This window comes from Sphingobacterium micropteri (assembly GCF_014692515.1).
Taxonomy (GTDB): Bacteria; Bacteroidota; Bacteroidia; order Sphingobacteriales; family Sphingobacteriaceae; genus Sphingobacterium; species Sphingobacterium micropteri.
In genome coordinates this window covers 70399-88301 of record NZ_JACOIK010000013.1, presented here as the reverse complement: position 1 = coordinate 88301, position 17903 = coordinate 70399, and the positions used below count along the sequence as shown (strand labels likewise).

The following is a 17903-nucleotide window of genomic DNA, read 5'->3' as shown; positions in this document are numbered from 1 at the left end:
TTCCTGAGGAATGTCTTAGCGGCTTCTTTGCCCCGATAAGATAATCAAATATAAAGGTTAAACCTATATGATAAATCCAATTGAGAATCAGTTTTTTGAAATATGGCTGAAGCCCAGATTAGGGGAAACGGAGAAATTTTATTATTATCGCAATGATTGACAACCTCTAAATACAGTAATCACTCATGCAGATCCATTTCATCTGGGTAAACCAATATAAGTCTCTCCGGGGCAAAGCTATCAATCTTTCCGAGCAGTACATCTTTAAATGGCAGGACTCGGGCCAATCGGGCCAAGATCTTCCGGTATTAACAATAACCGAGAATCCAGGATACCTTCCCGGATTTTTCGGCAAAGACAATGTGGAGGGGGTCAGCGCGGTCATTGGAAAGAACGGGGCAGGCAAGTCCACTGTACTGGACTACATCAAATCGCACCTGCCAGAAGGACTTGAGGCGAATGTGGAATATGACGTGATCGCCTATTCCTTTATCGAAAATGGTCAACAAAGATGTTATATACTTTTGCCCAACGGCCTTGACATCAAGGTGGTGGACGAGGGCAAGCACTTTGAGCCCATGATTTATGGTGAAGGAACAAGAAACGAGAAATTTAGGTGGACAGGGGAACTTTCCCGAGCAGAATATATCTATTATTCCTATTTTCTGGACTACAACCAAAAATTTGAAAACTGGAAAGGGCAACGTAACTTATCAACGGGAAACTTATTGCAGGCCGAACGCGTAAGAGTCATGGAAGAAAACCGCGACGGCCAGATCCAAATGCATTTGCTTTCCGAAACAAGCGATCTGGAAAGTTTTGCTAGGACGGAAATGGCCAGGACAATCGAGTTTTTAAATTCGGAATTCGCTGAAGACCTCCCTTTTGATAAACCAGAAGAACTTTTCATCACCATAAACCACGATGACCGGCTGTATTTTATGTCGGGAAATTCCGAGCATCCTGATGTGGTGGAGCTGTTGGAAAAACTCGAGGCCTTGCCAAAGGCAAAAGATGTAGTGGAACGTTTTATGGATAACATGGCTTTTGCCCTACTGATCAATTATCTGATTAATGAGCGCAAATATACTATAAACAATTTCTACCGCCATCCAATTAATTTTTCCGCAACCGATTCGGTAAAGGCATTTGTAGAGGGGTATTTTGCAACGATGTCCAATGCGTACATAGAGGCCAAGGGGCAACAAGTACAGGTTACCGACCTCCATAAACTGGCTAAATCGGTATCTACCTTTTTTGAGATTTTCGATGAGGGTTTTAAAAGCCAGCTCATGTTTCCATATCAAGAAAGTGGCAACACTCTGGTACTTCCTTTGAACGATAAGACCGATGCAATCTTCAGGACCATAAGTTCCTCCTACCTAAAAGTCAAAGGTATCAGTTCCTTTTTTGATTTCTCCTGGCGCTCGCTGAGTTCGGGAGAGCAGTCCTTTCTGACCATGGTTTCCCGATTTTACCATGTACGCCATTATGAACATAATGGTCTGAGCAAGGAACTGGTCATCCTGATCGATGAGGGGGATGCGGGTTATCATCCAGAGTGGCAGCGTGTTTTTTTCATGAATACGCTTGATTTTTTGAGCAAACTGTTTAACGGTTATCAGCTGCAGCTGATCTTCGCAGCCAATACGCCATTTCTGACTTCTGATTTGCCCAAGGCCAACGTACTGTTCATCGAACAGTCCGAAGACCGTACTTCATTTTTCCATAGCAAGGATAATGACCGGGTGGAAACTTTCGGCGCTAATATTCATCAGCTTTACGGGGACAGTTTTTATATGGACGGGGTGATGATCGGAGCCTTTGCCAAGCGGAAGATCGATGAGATCATCCGATATCTGGGCGATGGGCGAACAAAGCGGCCCAATGATGATTACAAGCGAACCATCGAACTGATCGGTGAACCACTACTCAGACGCAAGCTTCAGCAAATGTGGCTTGAAAAATTCGGCCTGACCGAGGAGCTGGACATGCTGGAACGAAAAGTTAAGGAAATTAAGCGAAAACTTTCACAATCAAAAAAGCGTCTATGATCAAGATCCACTATACTCTGGCAGAACTGGATGTGATGGCCAGGAACTATTATGACCAGCTGGAGCTGGTATTTGACCTGAGCGCCAAGCTGCGGGACTGGCCAGCGGACAGCGAACTGAAACCGATGATGAATGATTTGCACCAGCATATCCGGGAAATAATCAGCGGACAGCCTGCCCAGTTAGAGCTGCATATGGTCAGACTAGACGCGCTGGGGGAAGAGGCCAAAGTCGCCTATCAACTTCACCATACAGGTCTATCTCCCACTGAAGTGGAGAAATGGTACAAGTCACAGCTTTTTTCGGTATTTGATTACGATAGTACTTCGAACGGTTTTACCCTCAGGGAAGGAGGAAAAATGGCTTATGGACATGCCATGGCACTAGGGGTAAACACCTGCCCCTATTGCAATACCCAATTTACCTATACCATAAAGAGCAAGCGATCCAAAAGCCGGCCTCATTTTGACCATTATCTTGGCAAGGCAAAGCACCCCTATTTTGCACTTTCTTTTTATAATCTTGTCCCCAGTTGCTATTCCTGCAATTCAAATCTGAAGGGACGAAAGGAATTTTCGATCCACACTCATCTTCACCCTTTTATTGATGATATCGAAGGGCTTTATGAGTTTCGTACCAATATCATTAGTGTGGATTTTCTGGTCGATAACCAGGATTTCACACTGGTGATCCAGCCTTGCAAGGATCTGGAAGAGCGTAAGCTGGAAAGGGCAAAAAAGAGCTTGGAGGTATTCGCGATACAAGACCGCTACCGTTTTCATAAAGATTATGCAGAAGAGATTTTAAAAAAGGCTTATTTTTATGGCGATTCGGGAATTGAGGATCTTTTCTTGGGTTATAAGATAAAAGGGAAATCGATATTCAGGAGTAAAAATGAGATCAGAGAACTATTGATCGGCAATGTAATGCATCCGGACCGCTTTCACAAAAGGGTGCTTTCGAAGATTTCCAGGGATATTGCCGAAGAGTTTGGCCTGAACCTAGAGCGGCAATAGGCTGGCACAATATATCAACTGGGTGACGATACTATATGTAGATAGATATAGAGGGTGATGAGAGCATAAAATTTATCACATTTTTTTAAAATTTCAGTCAGGAATGTATATATGATCTTGGGTTACCGTAACTATTTCTTAATATCCTATCCTAAGAACAACCAAAAATGCAAATTGAGGAGATTAAAAGGCCATTTCCATTTTCGGAAGAGGAATATAAGGACAACATGGTTCTTAAAAATCTTGGTTAAATTTGAGAAAAATTAAACATTTATCTTACTGTTAGAGTACAATGACAAGATTCCTTATTCATAAGCAAACAAAGACTATTGTGGATGCGGATGACGGTAGAACTCTGCACTATAGTTATGACGACTTTTTAGATCAGATTGTTAGAGGACATAGTTGTTTTATATGCGGTGCCCAGCCTAGCTCCAAGCCATTCAATAATGAGCATGTGATCCCGAACTGGATCTTAAAATCTTATGGCACACCTGCATCGTTTATGATCCTACCTAATGCCACAACGATAAAGAATAGCCATTATACCGTTCCTTGTTGCCAGGAATGTAACCAGCTATTAGGACAAGAACTCGAAATACCAGTCAGCCAACTGCTCAAAAAAGACTATAAGACGGTGGTTGGCATTCTCCAAAGTGACGAACGTTGGTATTTCCGTCTGTTCCATTGGGTTTGTCTCTTGTTTTTCAAAACACATTTAAAAGATACTTATTTAGAAGCTGAACGTGACCGGCGGCTGGCAGCTGGAAAGATTGGAGATAGCTATTGCTGGCATCCTTTATACCATATCCATAATATTATCCGGCAACACCATACCGGAGTGAGACTTACTAGAGACGTTCAAGGCACAATAGTTGTTTTTGAAGCACTTGTTGAAACCGAAACTGAAGAATTTGATTATCTGGATAATTTGAATAGCCAGGTCGTCATGGTAAAAATTGGCAAGATTGTTATATTGGCTGTACTGAATGATAGTCGGTTTTGTCTGGCAGGCTACAAAACGTTTTTAAGTAAGATTAATGGTGCGCTTAATTCCGTGCAAATACGAGAATTGTTTGCACGGCTAAGATATCTGAACGAAAATATCAAGCGGAGGCCGAAATATTATTCTTTGTTTAAAGATAATATCTATAAGATAGCAGCGAGGGTGCCAAATAAGGTTGAGTTCCTACAAGGCGTAAAACAGAAAGCGAATCTCTTTAAGCTCATGCGTTTTTATATCGAAGACCTAATGCCTCCTGACTTGCCTGATCGCAAGCACTTGGTCAAGGATCTGGAGGAGGGGCGTGCTCAATACATTTTTGATGAGCATTTCAATTTCTTTCAACACCCAAGCTATTCTCAACAAATGACGGCACTGGAACAAGAACTAAAATAACGTTAGTTCACTTGAAGTTCTTTATTGCAAAAGGCAACTTTTAAACTATTTGAGCAGATGCTTTGCATCCAAAATAGCCTCATAGTCTTCCATAAAGTTCGACTTTCCGCAACTGCACCTACTTAAGGAGACACCATATACAGGTTGTCTCCTTTTTTTATGCCCATAAAAATCTGTGGCCCAAACTGTTACTGTCTGGTCATTTAACGTTCGATATTTGCGACCAAAATCTTTAGATTTTTTTAGGATTGTCTAAAAAACCTATCTGAAGGCATCGTTATGGCTTTTTCCCAAAGTTCGATTCTCCTTGAAGGTGAGTGTTTAATCGTTGTTACTTTAATTGTATGGCTTTGTTATATTTGTTTAAAAGTATGCCTTGTATTAATAAATTGGAGGTTTCGGCCGATTTTAAAAAAATAAAAATTGAAACAACGAGATATTTTACAGTTTTGGAGGGATGTTGAAATCTTTGATCTTCCCGATTTTAATGAAGATGCCTCACCTTTGGCAAGCGGCGATCAATTACCTTGGTTGGCTCTGCATCCCCCTGCAAAAAAAACTATAAATGGCGCTACACACTGATCTTTGGAAAGATCGAAAAGAAACAGATCATTGACCATCTCAACACGCTACTGAAAGTAGACATTGCTGATGATTGGGAGGAACCGGTACGGGGATACAGCTGTTTTTCGGCATTGATACTGGATGAGGAAGGCTGTCCTCAACAAGATAGCTATGTTACAGCTAGCTATACCTTTGGCATTCATGCCTTGGAAAAGAAAAAAGAACTTTCTACTGTGTCCGAAGCTTTGGAGCGGACGAGGGAAGATTTTTTTGAACGGTACAATATTCCAAGAAGTACTTCTGAAGAAGATACTCCTTTTTTATCAATCCGTAAAAAGTATCCGTTTTTCAATGAAATGTATCCGCATATTACTTTTTTGAATATTTACTTTTGTAAAATATTTTCAGAATATGGTCAAAAAAATATTCAACATACCGGATTTTGTGAAATATGTGCAGTTTTCACATTTAAAAAATGAACACCTGCACATTGTCAATTTTGCAAATGAAAAAGATTTTTTGCGGAAATCCCAAAAAATCAATATCGATTTCTATCTTTTGGCGATAAAGCCACCTATGGAAAAAAACCAGATTGTTGATCAAAAATTTGAAGATCAGGCAAATTCTTTTTTATATGTGGATTGTCCGCAAAACACAATGGCTTGGGATGTCAACGAACCTGATTCCGGATATGTGATTTTGGTCGATGCCAAATTGATACAGCGTGTTGCTAAAGCCTATAATTTCGTGCATTACAACAATCACGAAGCCTTATATCTTACCAAAGATGAAGAAGTTTTATTATGGGATTTATTCAAAAAAACCTATGATGAATTTCAGAAATCAACATATGCTAAAGATGTGATTGTTTCGTACATCACACTGATTTTGTCTTACACACAGATTTATTACAACCGCCAGTTTGACACGAGAAGCGAGGCCTATCACGAGGTGGTCGAAAATTTCTATAAAAATCTCAACGAATATTACCATAAAGATGAAGGCGTTTCGGGAATGCCGTCAGTAGCGTATTTTGCCCAGAAAGCGAACTTATCCCCTAACTATTTTGGAGATCTGGTTAAGCACTTTACCGGCGAATCGCCTATCGAGCATATTCAGGAATATGTATTAAAATTAGCCAAAGACAAACTCAAAAATACGTCTTTATCCATTTCGCAAATATCGTATAGTTTAGGCTTTGACTATCCGAATTATTTTGCGCGTTTCTTCCGTAAAAAAACAGGGATGTCACCGAAGATTTTTAAGAATATATAAATTTAGCTCCTAAAATTAGGAGCTTTTTTATTTCCTGGATTTATAATCAGTAAAATGTATCCTTTTTACCGTAATCTGTTTACGTTTTGAAACGACAACCCTTTCTAAATTTGTATTATCAAAAAAGAGTAATCATCTAAAATCATAAAAGATATGACAACACGAAAGATAAATTTCAAAAACAGCAACAACGGAAATATCACTATGGCTGGTATTATCTTTTTACCGAAAGAATTTAATGAAACCAACAAATATCCTGCAATTGTGGTAACACATCCGGGAGGAGGAGTAAAAGAGCAAACAGCAAGCACCTATGCAACCAAATTTGCAGAAGCAGGTTTTGTAGCGATTGCTTATGATGCATCTTATCAGGGGGAAAGCACAGGAGAACCACGTTTATTGGAGAATCCTTACATCCGTGTAGAGGACATCAGTGCGATAATTGATTATATCAGTGCATTGCCTTATATCGATGAAAACAGAATTGGGGCAGCGGGTATTTGTGCAGGTGGTGGTTATTCCCTCAATGCGGCTATCAACGACCACAGAATTAAAGCAGTTGGTGGTATCAGTACCGTAAATATTGGGGCAATGTACCGCAACGGTTGGGGAAATGAAGCAAAAGATGCAGATGCTATGCCGTTGTTGATGATGGCCGCTGATGCCCGTGCCAAAGAAGCACAGGGAACAGATGGCGGAAAACTTCCTTTTGCACCTGAAAAGAAAGAAGATGCGCCGAGCAAGGAGATGGAAGACGCGTGGGAATACTACCGTACACCTCGCGCGATGTGTTCCACTTCTCCAGGGTATCTGCTTTCAAGAAGTTTGACACAATTAGTAACGTATGACGCGTACAACTATGCGGACGCATTTTTGACGCAACCTATACAAATAATAGTAGGAAGCGAATCAGGATGCCGATGGATGAGTGAAGATATTTACACCCGCGCCGCGAGTGCAGTTAAAAATCTTCACATAGTAAATGGTGCAAACCATATGGAATTGTACGACATTCCTCAGTATGTGGAAGAAACAGCTTCGATTATCGTTCCTTTCTTTCAAAATAATCTGTAATTGCTATTTGAATAAGATTAAACAGCTTCCTGTTTGGAAGCTGTTTTTGTGTTTTTGGCTGATCGCCATTATCTTCCTACATAACAGGGTATTGGTATTGCTGAAAGACTATGACGGGCAGAGACGAAAAGGCATAGACACTGTATTCGATAGCTCAAAATATAACTTCCGCAATATGGATTTCTGGAACCGAAAAAAATAATCCGTCGCCGAATACGCCCAGAATCGCTTGTCAATGCCGTCAAGGCTTTGTACTTTTGGTAGAACAGGCCGTACGAAAGTAAAGCACCGATCTCAAATATAAAAGAATCAGATATGAATCAAACCATTTTGGTACCCACAGACTTTTCGCACAACTCCTTGATAGCTGCACGTTACGGCATAGAGCTGGCCCGTAAGATGCAAGCAAACATCCACATTTTCCATGCCTACCGTTCATTTACCTCTGCTTTCCAGAGTCCGTTGGCCAATGAAACAGACGAGCACCGGGCGAAAATCGGGGCGGAAAAGGGACTGGCGGAGTTTATGAACATGCTGGGAAAATATTCGGACATACAGATATCCTCAAGTGTAAACAAAAATAGTCTTTTAGAGGCCGTCAACCATTATATAAAGGAAGACGATGTCCGTCTGGTCGTTATGGGCGCACATGGGGCATCGGGTACCCGAAGGGATCTGCTGGGCAATAATACCTACGATGTTGCCAAGGATGTATCCCGTCCTTTGTTGATCGTTCCGGAGCATACGGATTCTTTTAAAATGGAAAATGTCGTCTTTTTCACGGACTACCAGCAGGGCGACGTCAAAAGTCTCACGATTTTTAACGCACTGTTTGGCGATATAGCCCTTTCCTGTACCCTTGTGCATATCCATGAAGGAAAAGATGCACCAACGGACGACGACCTGCGGAGTCTGGAACAATGGAAAACTACGTTGGAAAAGCAGACTTCAGTGAAGGGCTTGTCTACAGAAATGGCACATGTCCCGGAAAATGTAGATGCCGTTAATGGGATTTTAAACCGTCTGAAAGCCGATATGACGTTGATTACCCTTATCGACTCTCGGGGATTTTTCAAAAAGCTGCTACACAAAAGTCTAGCGAAGGCAATTGTACTCAATCCACGAACGCCTGTTCTATTGACTTCCGAAGATACGGAATAGTGCGTGTCATGTAAACAAGTGTCGTCGGACCGCCATTTAACTAAAGCCCAGTACTGTCTACACCGGATCTGTTCATCAATAGAGCCACCATGGCATCACCCGTTATATTGGCAGCAGTTCGAAGCATATCCAATGGTCTGGTATCTACCAGTACAATGCTATTTTTTATCCTACGTCTTTTTTTCGTTATCGTTCGATGGTGTTGCAACACGGCTCAACAGGATGTATCCTGTTACACCCGAAAGGAGCGAGGCTACCAGTATGGAGAATTTTGCTTCGGCAATGACCAAGGTGTCCGAAAAAGACAATAAGGCAATAAATATGGACATGGTAAAGCCTATACCTGCCAAAAGACCTACTCCGATAATCTGAGCCCAAGATGCTCCGTGCGGCATAGAACCGATGCGCAGCAGGATCGCCAGTTTCGTCATCAGATAGACACCTACTGGTTTGCCCAGCATAAGCCCTACAATGATCCCTATCCCTAAAGGCGAGATCAGTCCCTCTAGCATGCCCTCCTCGAAACGGATGGCCGTATTAGCTAAAGCAAACAGGGGTACGATCAAAAAGTTTACAGGCGTGGTAAGGGCATGTTCGAGTTTCAGTAAGGGCGGTTCTTCTTGTCCTTTAGTAGCCAATGGGATTGTCATGGCCGTCAATACCCCCGCGATGGTAGCGTGGATACCCGAATGATGGACAAAGTACCAGACAAAGAGACCGGGGATGAGATAAAAGACCAAAGACCGGATACCTAATCTGTTAAAAATAAAGAGCAGTGCCAATATAGCCACGGCATAGCCCAAATATATGGTGTGAAGTTCGGCGGAATAGAAAATGGCGATGACCAGGATGGCGATAAGATCGTCCACGATGGCCAGGGCAGCCAAAAACACCTTTAATGAAGCGGGTACACGTTTGCCCAGCATGGCGATCACCGCCAAGGCGAATGCGATATCCGTTGCCATGGGAATCCCCCAGCCACTGGCGGTTTCTGTCCCTTGGTTTACAGCAAAGTATATACCTGCCGGTACCAGAGCACCTCCAAAAGCACATAATATCGGAAGAAGAGCTTGTCGGGGGGTAGAAAGTTCTCCGCTGACAAGTTCCCGTTTAATTTCCAACCCGACCAAAAGAAAAAAGATAGCCATCAGGCCGTCATTGATCCAGAGGGCGGTAGTATATCGTAGATGTACCGAAGCTGTCTCCAAGCCCAGCGGTGTGTTGAGTATATTTTCAAATGAGGCACCCAGCGGCGAGTTGGCAACCGTCAGGGAAATAAGTACACATATAAACAGGATTATCCCTCCGCTTGTCGGTGATTGCGTGAAATTTTTAAGGATTTTCAGCATAACTAGTTCTGTAAAAATGACAAACTTCAAATATAATATAACGGGATAGATTAGAAAAGGAAAATCGGATATGTTTACCTAAACTATGGTGTTGAATGGTACTTTCCGTCGATTTACCCTCAAATAATCTGGTGTTTATATTGAAAATATTAAATTAGCAGAATTTTATAAATTGTTGACATTTAAAATCACTGTTATGAAGAAGAAATCAAATACTGCTTTGATATTTATATTGATCTTGGAAGTAAACGCCGTTAAAAAACCAACACACAAATCAAAGTGAAAGAGCTGAAAGTATATTTGAGAAAATTAATTCACTTCACAGAGAAAGAATCGGAAATATTTATCTCATTATTTTCTGAAGCCCAACTACAAAAACATGATTACTTTGCGAAAGAAGGAGAATACTCATCAAAATTGGCTTTTCTTTCCAAGGGTGTAATGCGGGCGTTTTTCCAAAATAGCTCGGGAAACGAATACAATAAAACATTTTTCACACCTCCTAATTTTGTGGCAGCCTATTCTTCTGTCACGACAAAACAAAGAAATCTGATTAATATTCAGTGCTTAACAGACTGTTCGATATTAGTAGCAGATTTCGACAAAGTTGTTTCGCTTTACGGGGAGTTTCCAAAAATTGAAAGTCTTGCAAGAGTATTAGCGGAATACAAGTTTGCTATAAAAGAAAAACGAGAAATTGAACTCGTAACACTCGAAGCAAAAGAACGCTACGACATTTTCAAAAAAGAACATCCTGATTTAGAAAATCAAATCAGTCAATATCATATCGCCTCGTACTTAGGAATTTCACCAACACAATTAAGTCGAATAAGAGCAAAAAAATAAAATATTTACATATGTAAATGTTTTCCGTTTTTCTTCTCGTGAACTTTGCAGAATGAAATTAAACGGAAATAAAATTCTTATTACAGGTGCTACCTCGGCAGTCTATTGCAGAACAAAAGCAGACATTCACATCTTTTCAAAATCATTAAGATACCAATTGGACAAAGTAAAAGTATTTGAAATCATACCGCCTCTAGTAGATACAGAAATGACAAAAGATAGAGGAAAAGGAAAAATATCGCCACAAAAATTAGTGGAGGAGTTTATACAAGCATTTAAAAACAATAGGTATGAAGTGAATATTCATAAAGTAAAACTACTAAGAGCCATAAACCGGATTAGCCCACAACTGGCTGATAAAATAATGAAAGACATAACAATTTAAAATTTATGAAATGATTATTAGAATATTAACGATTATAGTACTTATAACCAATACAGTATCTGCGCAAAGCAATAAAATACTATTCATAATGAGTGCAGCAGATACCATAGAATTGAATAACGGACAAAAGCTTCGACAGACCGGAGTTTTTTTGAATGAATTCTATCTTGCTTACAAATCAGTAATTGATGCCGGACATACAGTAGATTTTGCTACGCCAAATGGAATTGTAGCAACAATAGATGAAGAAAGCATTAATGATAAATACTGGAAAAAAAACTTAGCGTTAAAAAATGAAGCACTTTTCTTTATTAAGACAGACACCTTGTTTAATCATCCGAAAACCCTTGAAGAAGCAATTGATATCAAGTCAGATTACATTGGCTTAATAATTCCTGGAGGACAAGGCTTAATGGTTGATTTGATGGTTGATAATAATATACCAATTCTTTTAAAATACTTTGCAAAGGAAAACAAACCAACCGGGCTTATTTGCCACGCTCCGAGTCTTATACTAACTATGCCAAAAGATGAAAACCCCTACAGTGGTTTCACAGTTAATTCGGTTTCACCGCTTGAGGAATTTGTTATTGAGCGTTTTATAATGAAGGGAAAACCTGAAAACAGAAAAATAGCAAAAAAACTAAAAAAGTTCGGATTAAAATATAGATGTGGTCTTCCGAAGTCTAACTTCGCTATAAGAGACAGAAATTTAATAACAAGCCAGAATCCATTTTCGGGAAGTTCATTTAGTAAACTTTTTTTAGAAGCAATTATTGAATATTTACGAGAAGAATAGCCTGACCGAAGTAAAATCAATGGCATAAAAAACACTACTGCCAACGAGGCATTGGCGAAATGGCGGTCCTGTGCTCCGCAGACAGTTTTGTGGTTCATCAAACTGTGGACCAACTACCGGATTAAGTTTTCTTTTTGCGCCTGCATTTCCAGTGCTGCAAACCGTTTTAATGCTTCCTTTGGTGTACACCCGTGATGTGTCTTGAAAACTTTAATAAAATGAGATACGCTTTGATAGCCCAGAAACAGAGCCAATTCGTTGACGTTGTAATTCTCCAGCAACAACTTTTTTGCTTTCTCCATTCTCGCTTGTACAACAAAGGTATATATCGTTGTTCCATATTTTCTTTTGAAGTTCTGTTTTAATTTCCGCTCATTTATCAGAAATATTTTAGCCAGTTCCGTGCTAGTAGGCGGGTTGTCCATGTGGAGAATAAGATAGGACTTTATTTTTTCCAAGCTGTCAGAAGGGTTGGAAGCTATTTCCGGAACGCTATTTCCATAATGCGTCTGCTGATGTATAGCGAACAACAGCTCACGTAATTTTATCTTGATAAAGTGATATCGATATACCACAATATCCTGCCGATTGATGATATCTTGTATAATGTCTAGCATCTTCAGATCCATGTATAGGGTTTCATTGGGCCTATTTTCCGGCTTTTGAGATAAAACATACGTATGGAATGCGTCCTCGGCAATCCATAATTCATCTTTGAGCAGGTTGATGTAAAAGTCAAGCGACATTTTAACGATGATGTAATGCAAAGAATCATTTTCTTTAATCTTGAGCACACCACCACCGCCATCCGTATCTAGGAAATTACGCTGGAGCATGCCAACCCTATGGTTATAATTCTCATTGCCGGCACCATTTAAGACAGAAGTATTCCCTTTTAGATAAAAAAAGAAACGGATATGCGGTCCTTCGGTTATCCAAGGATGGGATAAAGGTTTACTTGCCGTGATCTCGGCATCTACGATATGCAAGCCGGCCGCATACAACTGTTCACATTTTATACATATCCGGTTATTGTTGTAAACAAAGTTCTCGTGCTGAAGAACAGCATCATTCTGATAGGAATCCACAACTTCCGTATTGTATATAGCTTTTCCAATTTCACTTATTTCCGCTTTTATACGCATGACCTATTTTCGCTATTTTTTATCCTTTTTTCCACTATTTGATGCTAAGCAAAGCAACTACTTTTGCAAAAAAATAATTTATAATTAATCTAAATACCAATAGCAAATATAGAAAAATGGAATATTATACGGTCATGCTACGAAAAAGAAAATTTATTTACTGCAGTATGCTCCTACTATCCCTCTTGTTGGCGCTACCGGGGCTGGCGCAACGTCACGATTACACAAAAATTACAGGCTATGTGCAGGATCAGGACGGAAAGGCATTGCCGGGAGCTTCGGTATACCTAAAGAATACGTCGTACGGAGCCAAGACAGATGATAACGGACATTATGTCCTGATCGCTTCTCCAGGTGACTATCTGTTGGTCAGCTCGGTTGTCGGTTTTACATCGAAGGAGACGAAGATCGTTTTAAAACCGAGAGAGACCCAACACCAGCGGATCCGCCTCCAAGAGAGCGGCACCTCGATCGATGAGGTCACGGTAAGCGGAAAATCAGCACTTAAGGAGGCTAAGGAAACAGCCTACAATGTTGCTGTTCTAGACGCTACAAAATTCCACAACAGTTCAATGGAACTGTCAGACCTGCTCAATCGGGCTTCAGGGGTTAAAATAAGACAGGATGGCGGCTTGGGATCCCGCGCCTCGATAAACTTGAACGGTTTTACCGGTCGCCACGTTAAGGTATTCATTGATGGGATACCTATGCAAGGCATGGGCTCGGCTTTCCAGCTGAACAATATCCCTGTTAACATTGCGGAAAGGATCGAGATATATAAGGGCGTCGTGCCCATCGAGCTGGGATCTGATGCACTTGGGGGAGCGATCAATATCATTACGAACAAACGCAATAAATCCTACGCCGATGTATCGTATTCTTACGGGTCATTTAACACGCATAAAACAAACGTGAACGTGGGTTATTCGGCGAAGAACGGTTTTACGGTACAGCTTAATGCTTTCCAGAATTATTCGGATAATGATTATCCGGTCTACACGCAGATCAGGGATTTCGAGACCAGTATTTTTACGCCCGATAGCGTCTGGACGAAAGCTTTTCATAATAAATATCATAATGAAACAGCGGCGATTAAAGCTGGTTTTGTCAATACCAAGTGGGCTGATCAGTTTCTGGTGGGTGTAACCGTCGGACAGGAATATGCCGCTATCCAGAACGCCAATATTATGAAAATTGTATACGGAGAGAAAGCCCGTAAAGGAAATACCGTTATGCCGTCGTTGACATATTCTAAAAGAGACTTGTTTATTGACGGTCTGGACGTACGGTTAATGGCCAATTACAACCACAATTACAACCAGAACATCGATACGGCTACACGAGAATATAATTGGTTGGGCGAGTTTCGTCAGCGAAAAACCATAGGTGAAGGAGCGAGTACGATGGCGGAGTTTAACAACAACAATGCGAGTGCTTCACTGAATGTTGTCTATGACATCAACAACAGGCATAGCCTAGCAGTCAACGATGTGTGGACAACCTATATACGGAAAAATGCCGATCAGAATGTCATCAAAGATGAATTTTCCAAGCCTGAAGATAAAGCCAGCAACTATAAGAATATTCTCGGTCTGTCTTACAAGTTCAATTATAATAAGCAGTGGGTAACAACAGTATTCGGTAAACATTACAAACAGAGCACGACGGGTACAGTAAATGTAGGGGAAAGCGAGTCCTTTCCGACTTGGGAACGTATAACGGCAGATGCCGGGGCATTCGGTTACGGTATAGCTACCACCTATTTCTGGAAAGCGCTTCAATATAAGCTTTCATACGAAAAGGCGCTACGGATGCCTTCGGAAACGGAAATTCTGGGTGATGCGGTTTTAGAGCGTGCCAATGCTGCGTTAAGACCAGAGAAAAGTAACGGGATAAACATCGGTGTTTCCTATCAGGAAGACTTCAATGAAAACCACGCGATCTATATCGATGCGAGTGGACTGTACCGGGATGTGCAGGATTTTATCCAGCGGACGGTTGTACAACGTACCGGCGAAGCGCAAAGCGTAAACCATGGACAGGTACAAAATCTGGGGTTAAATTTTGAAGGCCGCTATTACTATAAACGTTTTTTATCCGCAGGTGGTACGCTTACTTACCAAAGCCTGATTAACAAAGAAAAATACACCAACTACGGTGATGGGCAGCTGTCTGCAACTTATAATGACAGAATGCCAAACCAGCCTTATTTCTATGGTAACGGCGAAGTCGAAGTGCGTTTTCAGGATCTGGGTGCTCCCACCAATCTGCTTACCGTAGGATATAACCTAAACTACGTCCACGAGTTTTATCTCAATTGGCCAAGTCTGGGTACTTCGAGTGAAAAAAGGACGATCGACCGGCAGTTTTCACACGATATCGTCACGTCCTATGCAATGAAAGGTGGACGTTACAACGTCACCTTTGAGGCGCGCAATATCACCGATCAGCGCTTGTACGACAATTTCAGTCTGCAGAAGCCCGGTAGAAGCTTTAGCGTGAAGCTCCGGTATTTCTTTATGTAGGGAATGAATCAACAAATAAGTATAAAGTATAAGAACCAACAACAATTTTAAATTAATAAAAAGTCAGATATGATAAAATTTAACAGTAGAGTAGTAAAAGGAACCTTAGCAGTTGCTTTGGCGGTAAGTACAGCGGCATGTACAAAAAATGACGGGCCGGAAAATGGCCGTGAGTCCAACGATGTGGAATTCTTTATTGCAGCACAAGAAAGTGATAATGCTGCTTATTTATTGGCCGTTCCTGATATCACCAAACAGGAAACATTATCGATCAAGGGACAGGGACTGGAAACAGATGCCTTTGGGTCATGGTTATTCCCTACACCTTATATCGGTATCGGCCTGAAATACCAAAAGGGCGATCCCGGTCTTGGCATTGGTGTAGGTTTAGGTGCTGACGGTAATATTGTGCAAAGCGGTGGTGAATTCCAGATTGTATCCCGGTTTACAACTTATGGCGTATTCCAGGAAAAGGTATTGACTGTTGTCGGAGGCGTAACAGTTGCTGATGATCCGAATAATATCTATTCAACCTTTAATTTTGTAGATCCAGCAAAAAATAATGCCGTAACTTCAGTAACCAAAAGCACAACGAATCTGACCGGCAACGGAGAATATGCTACGCTGTCCGGTGTGGTTGAATTTGGTAACGAGTTCCTGACAGCCTTAGTACCGTCCTCCATAGGAACAAGCACGGGATCGGGCGGATCGTCTACTGGCGCTACCGCTTATCCGGATTCGGTATGGGTTGCTGCTTACGACAAGGACCTGAACGTGAAACGTATCTATGGCGACGACCGTATCAGTGCTGCTACCGGAAGACATCGTTCACAATATTACAGTTCGATTTCAGACGACGGAAAAGGCAACGTATATGTTTTCTCGCCATCCAACGATGCATCTAAAAAACCTGCGGGTGTAATTCGTATCAATTCGGGGACATCAAGCTTTGACGAGTCCTATTATTGGAACTTGGAAAATGAAGTTGCCAAAACAGGTAAAGATGGCAAGCTCCTCTTTAAGCAGATGTACCATGTAGGTGGAGATTACTTTATCCTGGGATATCTGATTCCAGGAACCAACCCAATCGAAGGAAGTGTACCGAATATCAACGCGCTTGCCTTGGTCAATGTTGTAGATAAGACCTTTAAATGGGTAGAAGGGCTTCCGGACTTCAACTATTACCCTTCGTTTGGCACCCCTATTGCCGAAGATGGCAAGTTTTATGTGCCTGTCAAAGAAGTTGACAAGCTACCGACAGTATATATCGTTGATTCAGCTACAGGAAAAGCGACCAAAGGTATAGAGGTCGATACAAAAACTATTTCAGGAATCGGAAAACTTCGTAAGAAATAAATGATATTGTTTATCGACAAAAAAATCGTAGGCCTAGGGCTTGCGATTTTTTGCATGGTTTCGTTTGCATGGACTCAGGAAACTATCGTCATAAAACACAGCCGGGGTGGAACGACGGTTCCGAAGAATCCCCAAAAAGTAGTGATCATGGATTTCAGCGCGCTGGAAACCTACCACGAACTAGGAATTCCGGTCGCTGGCGTACCCAACACCGTTCCTGCCTACCTAGGCGAATATAACGATGAGAAATATGCTAAAGTAGGCTCTATCGTTAAGGCCGACTTCAAAGCCTTGGAAGAACTGAAGCCCGATCTGATTATTACTGGTGGCCGCCAGGGTAAGCAATACGATTCACTAGCGATGGTAGCACCGACCATTATCTTCGGCTCGGATGCCGATGACTTCTGGAATTCTTTTGATTACAGCGTACGCACGATCGCGACCTTGCATGGTAAGGAAAAATTGGCAGAGGAAAAACTAAAAGTATTGCACAAAAAAGCTGACCTAGTTAAGGCTAAGGCACAGATCGACCCTAAGAAAGCCGTTGTGGCTATGCACATGAACGGCCGCTTCAACCCAAGCGGCCCGAATTCTCGCTTTGGCTTTGCCCATGACGTACTGGGTCTGAAACCTGCGTATGTTTCAGTTAACGGCCGCACAGCTCCGAGAGAGGGAGAGCGTCCACAAGTTCCAAAGCTGACAGAGATCAATCCAGACTATCTGTTCATCTTTGATCGCAATACGGGAATACAGGGTGTTATGCCAGAGAAAAACGACATATTTACCGAAGATGTCAAAGCAACCGCAGCATATAAAAACGGGAAGGTATTTATCGTGCCCGGGTGGATATGGTATCTTTCGGGAAACGGTCTGATCTCGGTGGACCAGAAGATCACAGATATAGGGAAAAAATTGTACGGTATTACGTTCTAACATTCTATACCGTATTATTGGT

Annotated in this window: 15 protein-coding genes; 13 read left to right on the top strand and 2 right to left on the bottom strand. The window is 41.4% G+C overall.

Going from position 1 to position 17903, the window contains the following annotated elements; all coding sequences use genetic code 11:
* The first annotated feature begins 185 nt into the window (after positions 1 to 185).
* The 7 genes from H8B06_RS17385 (at position 186) to H8B06_RS17355 (ending at position 8543) form a co-directional block, all read left to right on the top strand.
* Complete coding sequence (locus tag H8B06_RS17385) at positions 186 to 2054, top strand: ATP-binding protein (protein ID WP_190995475.1); 1869 nt, start codon at positions 186 to 188, stop codon at positions 2052 to 2054.
* Positions 2051 to 3070, top strand: coding sequence for an HNH endonuclease (locus H8B06_RS17380; RefSeq protein ID WP_190995474.1), 1020 nt, complete (start codon positions 2051 to 2053; stop codon positions 3068 to 3070). The genes H8B06_RS17385 and H8B06_RS17380 overlap by 4 nt, the downstream gene beginning before the upstream one ends.
* Positions 3071 to 3362: 292 nt before the next feature.
* On the top strand, positions 3363 to 4469 hold the full coding sequence (locus H8B06_RS17375) for a hypothetical protein (protein ID WP_190995473.1): 1107 nt from the start codon (positions 3363 to 3365) through the stop codon (positions 4467 to 4469).
* 527 nt (positions 4470 to 4996) lie between these two features.
* Complete coding sequence (locus tag H8B06_RS17370; RefSeq protein ID WP_190995472.1) at positions 4997 to 5512, top strand: hypothetical protein; 516 nt, start codon at positions 4997 to 4999, stop codon at positions 5510 to 5512.
* Positions 5445 to 6308, top strand: a complete 864-nt coding sequence (locus H8B06_RS17365; protein ID WP_190995471.1) for a helix-turn-helix domain-containing protein — start codon at positions 5445 to 5447, stop codon at positions 6306 to 6308. Before H8B06_RS17370 ends, H8B06_RS17365 begins: the two co-directional genes overlap by 68 nt.
* 153 nt (positions 6309 to 6461) lie before the next feature.
* Positions 6462 to 7382, top strand: a complete 921-nt coding sequence (locus H8B06_RS17360) for an alpha/beta hydrolase (protein ID WP_190995470.1) — start codon at positions 6462 to 6464, stop codon at positions 7380 to 7382.
* A gap of 315 nt (positions 7383 to 7697) precedes the next feature.
* On the top strand, positions 7698 to 8543 hold the full coding sequence (locus tag H8B06_RS17355; RefSeq protein ID WP_190995469.1) for a universal stress protein: 846 nt from the start codon (positions 7698 to 7700) through the stop codon (positions 8541 to 8543).
* A 170-nt stretch (positions 8544 to 8713) separates the two neighbouring features.
* Here H8B06_RS17355 and nhaA read toward each other — a convergent pair whose 3' ends face one another.
* Positions 8714 to 9892, bottom strand: coding sequence for a Na+/H+ antiporter NhaA (nhaA, locus tag H8B06_RS17350; RefSeq protein WP_190995468.1), 1179 nt, complete (start codon positions 9890 to 9892; stop codon positions 8714 to 8716).
* Positions 9893 to 10171: 279 nt separating this feature from the next.
* On the opposite strand from nhaA, the gene H8B06_RS17345 reads away from it, so the two are divergent.
* From H8B06_RS17345 to H8B06_RS17335, 3 genes are read left to right on the top strand one after another with little or no spacing between them, the layout of a single operon-like run.
* The gene (locus tag H8B06_RS17345; protein WP_190995467.1) at positions 10172 to 10738 is read left to right on the top strand and encodes a Crp/Fnr family transcriptional regulator; all 567 of its coding nucleotides are present in this window, start codon (positions 10172 to 10174) and stop codon (positions 10736 to 10738) included.
* Positions 10739 to 10790: 52 nt separating this feature from the next.
* A complete protein-coding gene (locus H8B06_RS17340; RefSeq protein WP_190995466.1) occupies positions 10791 to 11123 on the top strand; it encodes a hypothetical protein in 333 nt (110 codons plus the stop codon).
* A gap of 10 nt (positions 11124 to 11133) precedes the next feature.
* Entirely contained in the window at positions 11134 to 11922 is a 789-nt protein-coding gene (locus tag H8B06_RS17335; protein ID WP_190995465.1) for a DJ-1/PfpI family protein, read from the top strand.
* A gap of 113 nt (positions 11923 to 12035) precedes the next feature.
* Here H8B06_RS17335 and H8B06_RS17330 read toward each other — a convergent pair whose 3' ends face one another.
* Positions 12036 to 13067, bottom strand: coding sequence for a helix-turn-helix transcriptional regulator (locus H8B06_RS17330; protein WP_190995464.1), 1032 nt, complete (start codon positions 13065 to 13067; stop codon positions 12036 to 12038).
* Between the two features lie 134 nt (positions 13068 to 13201).
* Between H8B06_RS17330 and H8B06_RS17325 the strand changes: the two genes are divergently transcribed.
* The 3 genes from H8B06_RS17325 to H8B06_RS17315 all read left to right on the top strand — a co-directional run bounded on the left by H8B06_RS17325 (position 13202) and on the right by H8B06_RS17315 (position 17881).
* Complete coding sequence (locus H8B06_RS17325) at positions 13202 to 15592, top strand: TonB-dependent receptor (RefSeq protein WP_190995463.1); 2391 nt, start codon at positions 13202 to 13204, stop codon at positions 15590 to 15592.
* A 69-nt stretch (positions 15593 to 15661) separates the two neighbouring features.
* Positions 15662 to 16948, top strand: coding sequence for a DUF4374 domain-containing protein (locus tag H8B06_RS17320; RefSeq protein WP_190995462.1), 1287 nt, complete (start codon positions 15662 to 15664; stop codon positions 16946 to 16948).
* The gene (locus tag H8B06_RS17315) at positions 16949 to 17881 is read left to right on the top strand and encodes a siderophore ABC transporter substrate-binding protein (protein ID WP_190995461.1); all 933 of its coding nucleotides are present in this window, start codon (positions 16949 to 16951) and stop codon (positions 17879 to 17881) included.
* The last annotated feature ends 22 nt before the right edge of the window (positions 17882 to 17903 follow it).

Bases quoted from the DNA above. Each gene is read 5' to 3' on its own strand.
- H8B06_RS17360 (WP_190995470.1), top strand. From the start codon at position 6,462: ATGACAACACGAAAGATAAATTTCAAAAACAGCAACAACGGAAATATC.
- H8B06_RS17375 (WP_190995473.1), top strand. From the start codon at position 3,363: ATGACAAGATTCCTTATTCATAAGCAAACAAAGACTATTGTGGATGCG.
- H8B06_RS17380 (WP_190995474.1), top strand. From the start codon at position 2,051: ATGATCAAGATCCACTATACTCTGGCAGAACTGGATGTGATGGCCAGG.
- H8B06_RS17325 (WP_190995463.1), top strand. From the start codon at position 13,202: ATGCTACGAAAAAGAAAATTTATTTACTGCAGTATGCTCCTACTATCC.
- H8B06_RS17365 (WP_190995471.1), top strand. From the start codon at position 5,445: ATGGTCAAAAAAATATTCAACATACCGGATTTTGTGAAATATGTGCAG.
- H8B06_RS17385 (WP_190995475.1), top strand. From the start codon at position 186: ATGCAGATCCATTTCATCTGGGTAAACCAATATAAGTCTCTCCGGGGC.
- H8B06_RS17355 (WP_190995469.1), top strand. From the start codon at position 7,698: ATGAATCAAACCATTTTGGTACCCACAGACTTTTCGCACAACTCCTTG.
- H8B06_RS17320 (WP_190995462.1), top strand. From the start codon at position 15,662: ATGATAAAATTTAACAGTAGAGTAGTAAAAGGAACCTTAGCAGTTGCT.
- H8B06_RS17330 (WP_190995464.1), bottom strand. From the start codon at position 13,067: ATGCGTATAAAAGCGGAAATAAGTGAAATTGGAAAAGCTATATACAAT.
- H8B06_RS17335 (WP_190995465.1), top strand. From the start codon at position 11,134: ATGATTATTAGAATATTAACGATTATAGTACTTATAACCAATACAGTA.
- nhaA (WP_190995468.1), bottom strand. From the start codon at position 9,892: ATGCTGAAAATCCTTAAAAATTTCACGCAATCACCGACAAGCGGAGGG.
- H8B06_RS17315 (WP_190995461.1), top strand. From the start codon at position 16,949: ATGATATTGTTTATCGACAAAAAAATCGTAGGCCTAGGGCTTGCGATT.
- H8B06_RS17340 (WP_190995466.1), top strand. From the start codon at position 10,791: ATGAAATTAAACGGAAATAAAATTCTTATTACAGGTGCTACCTCGGCA.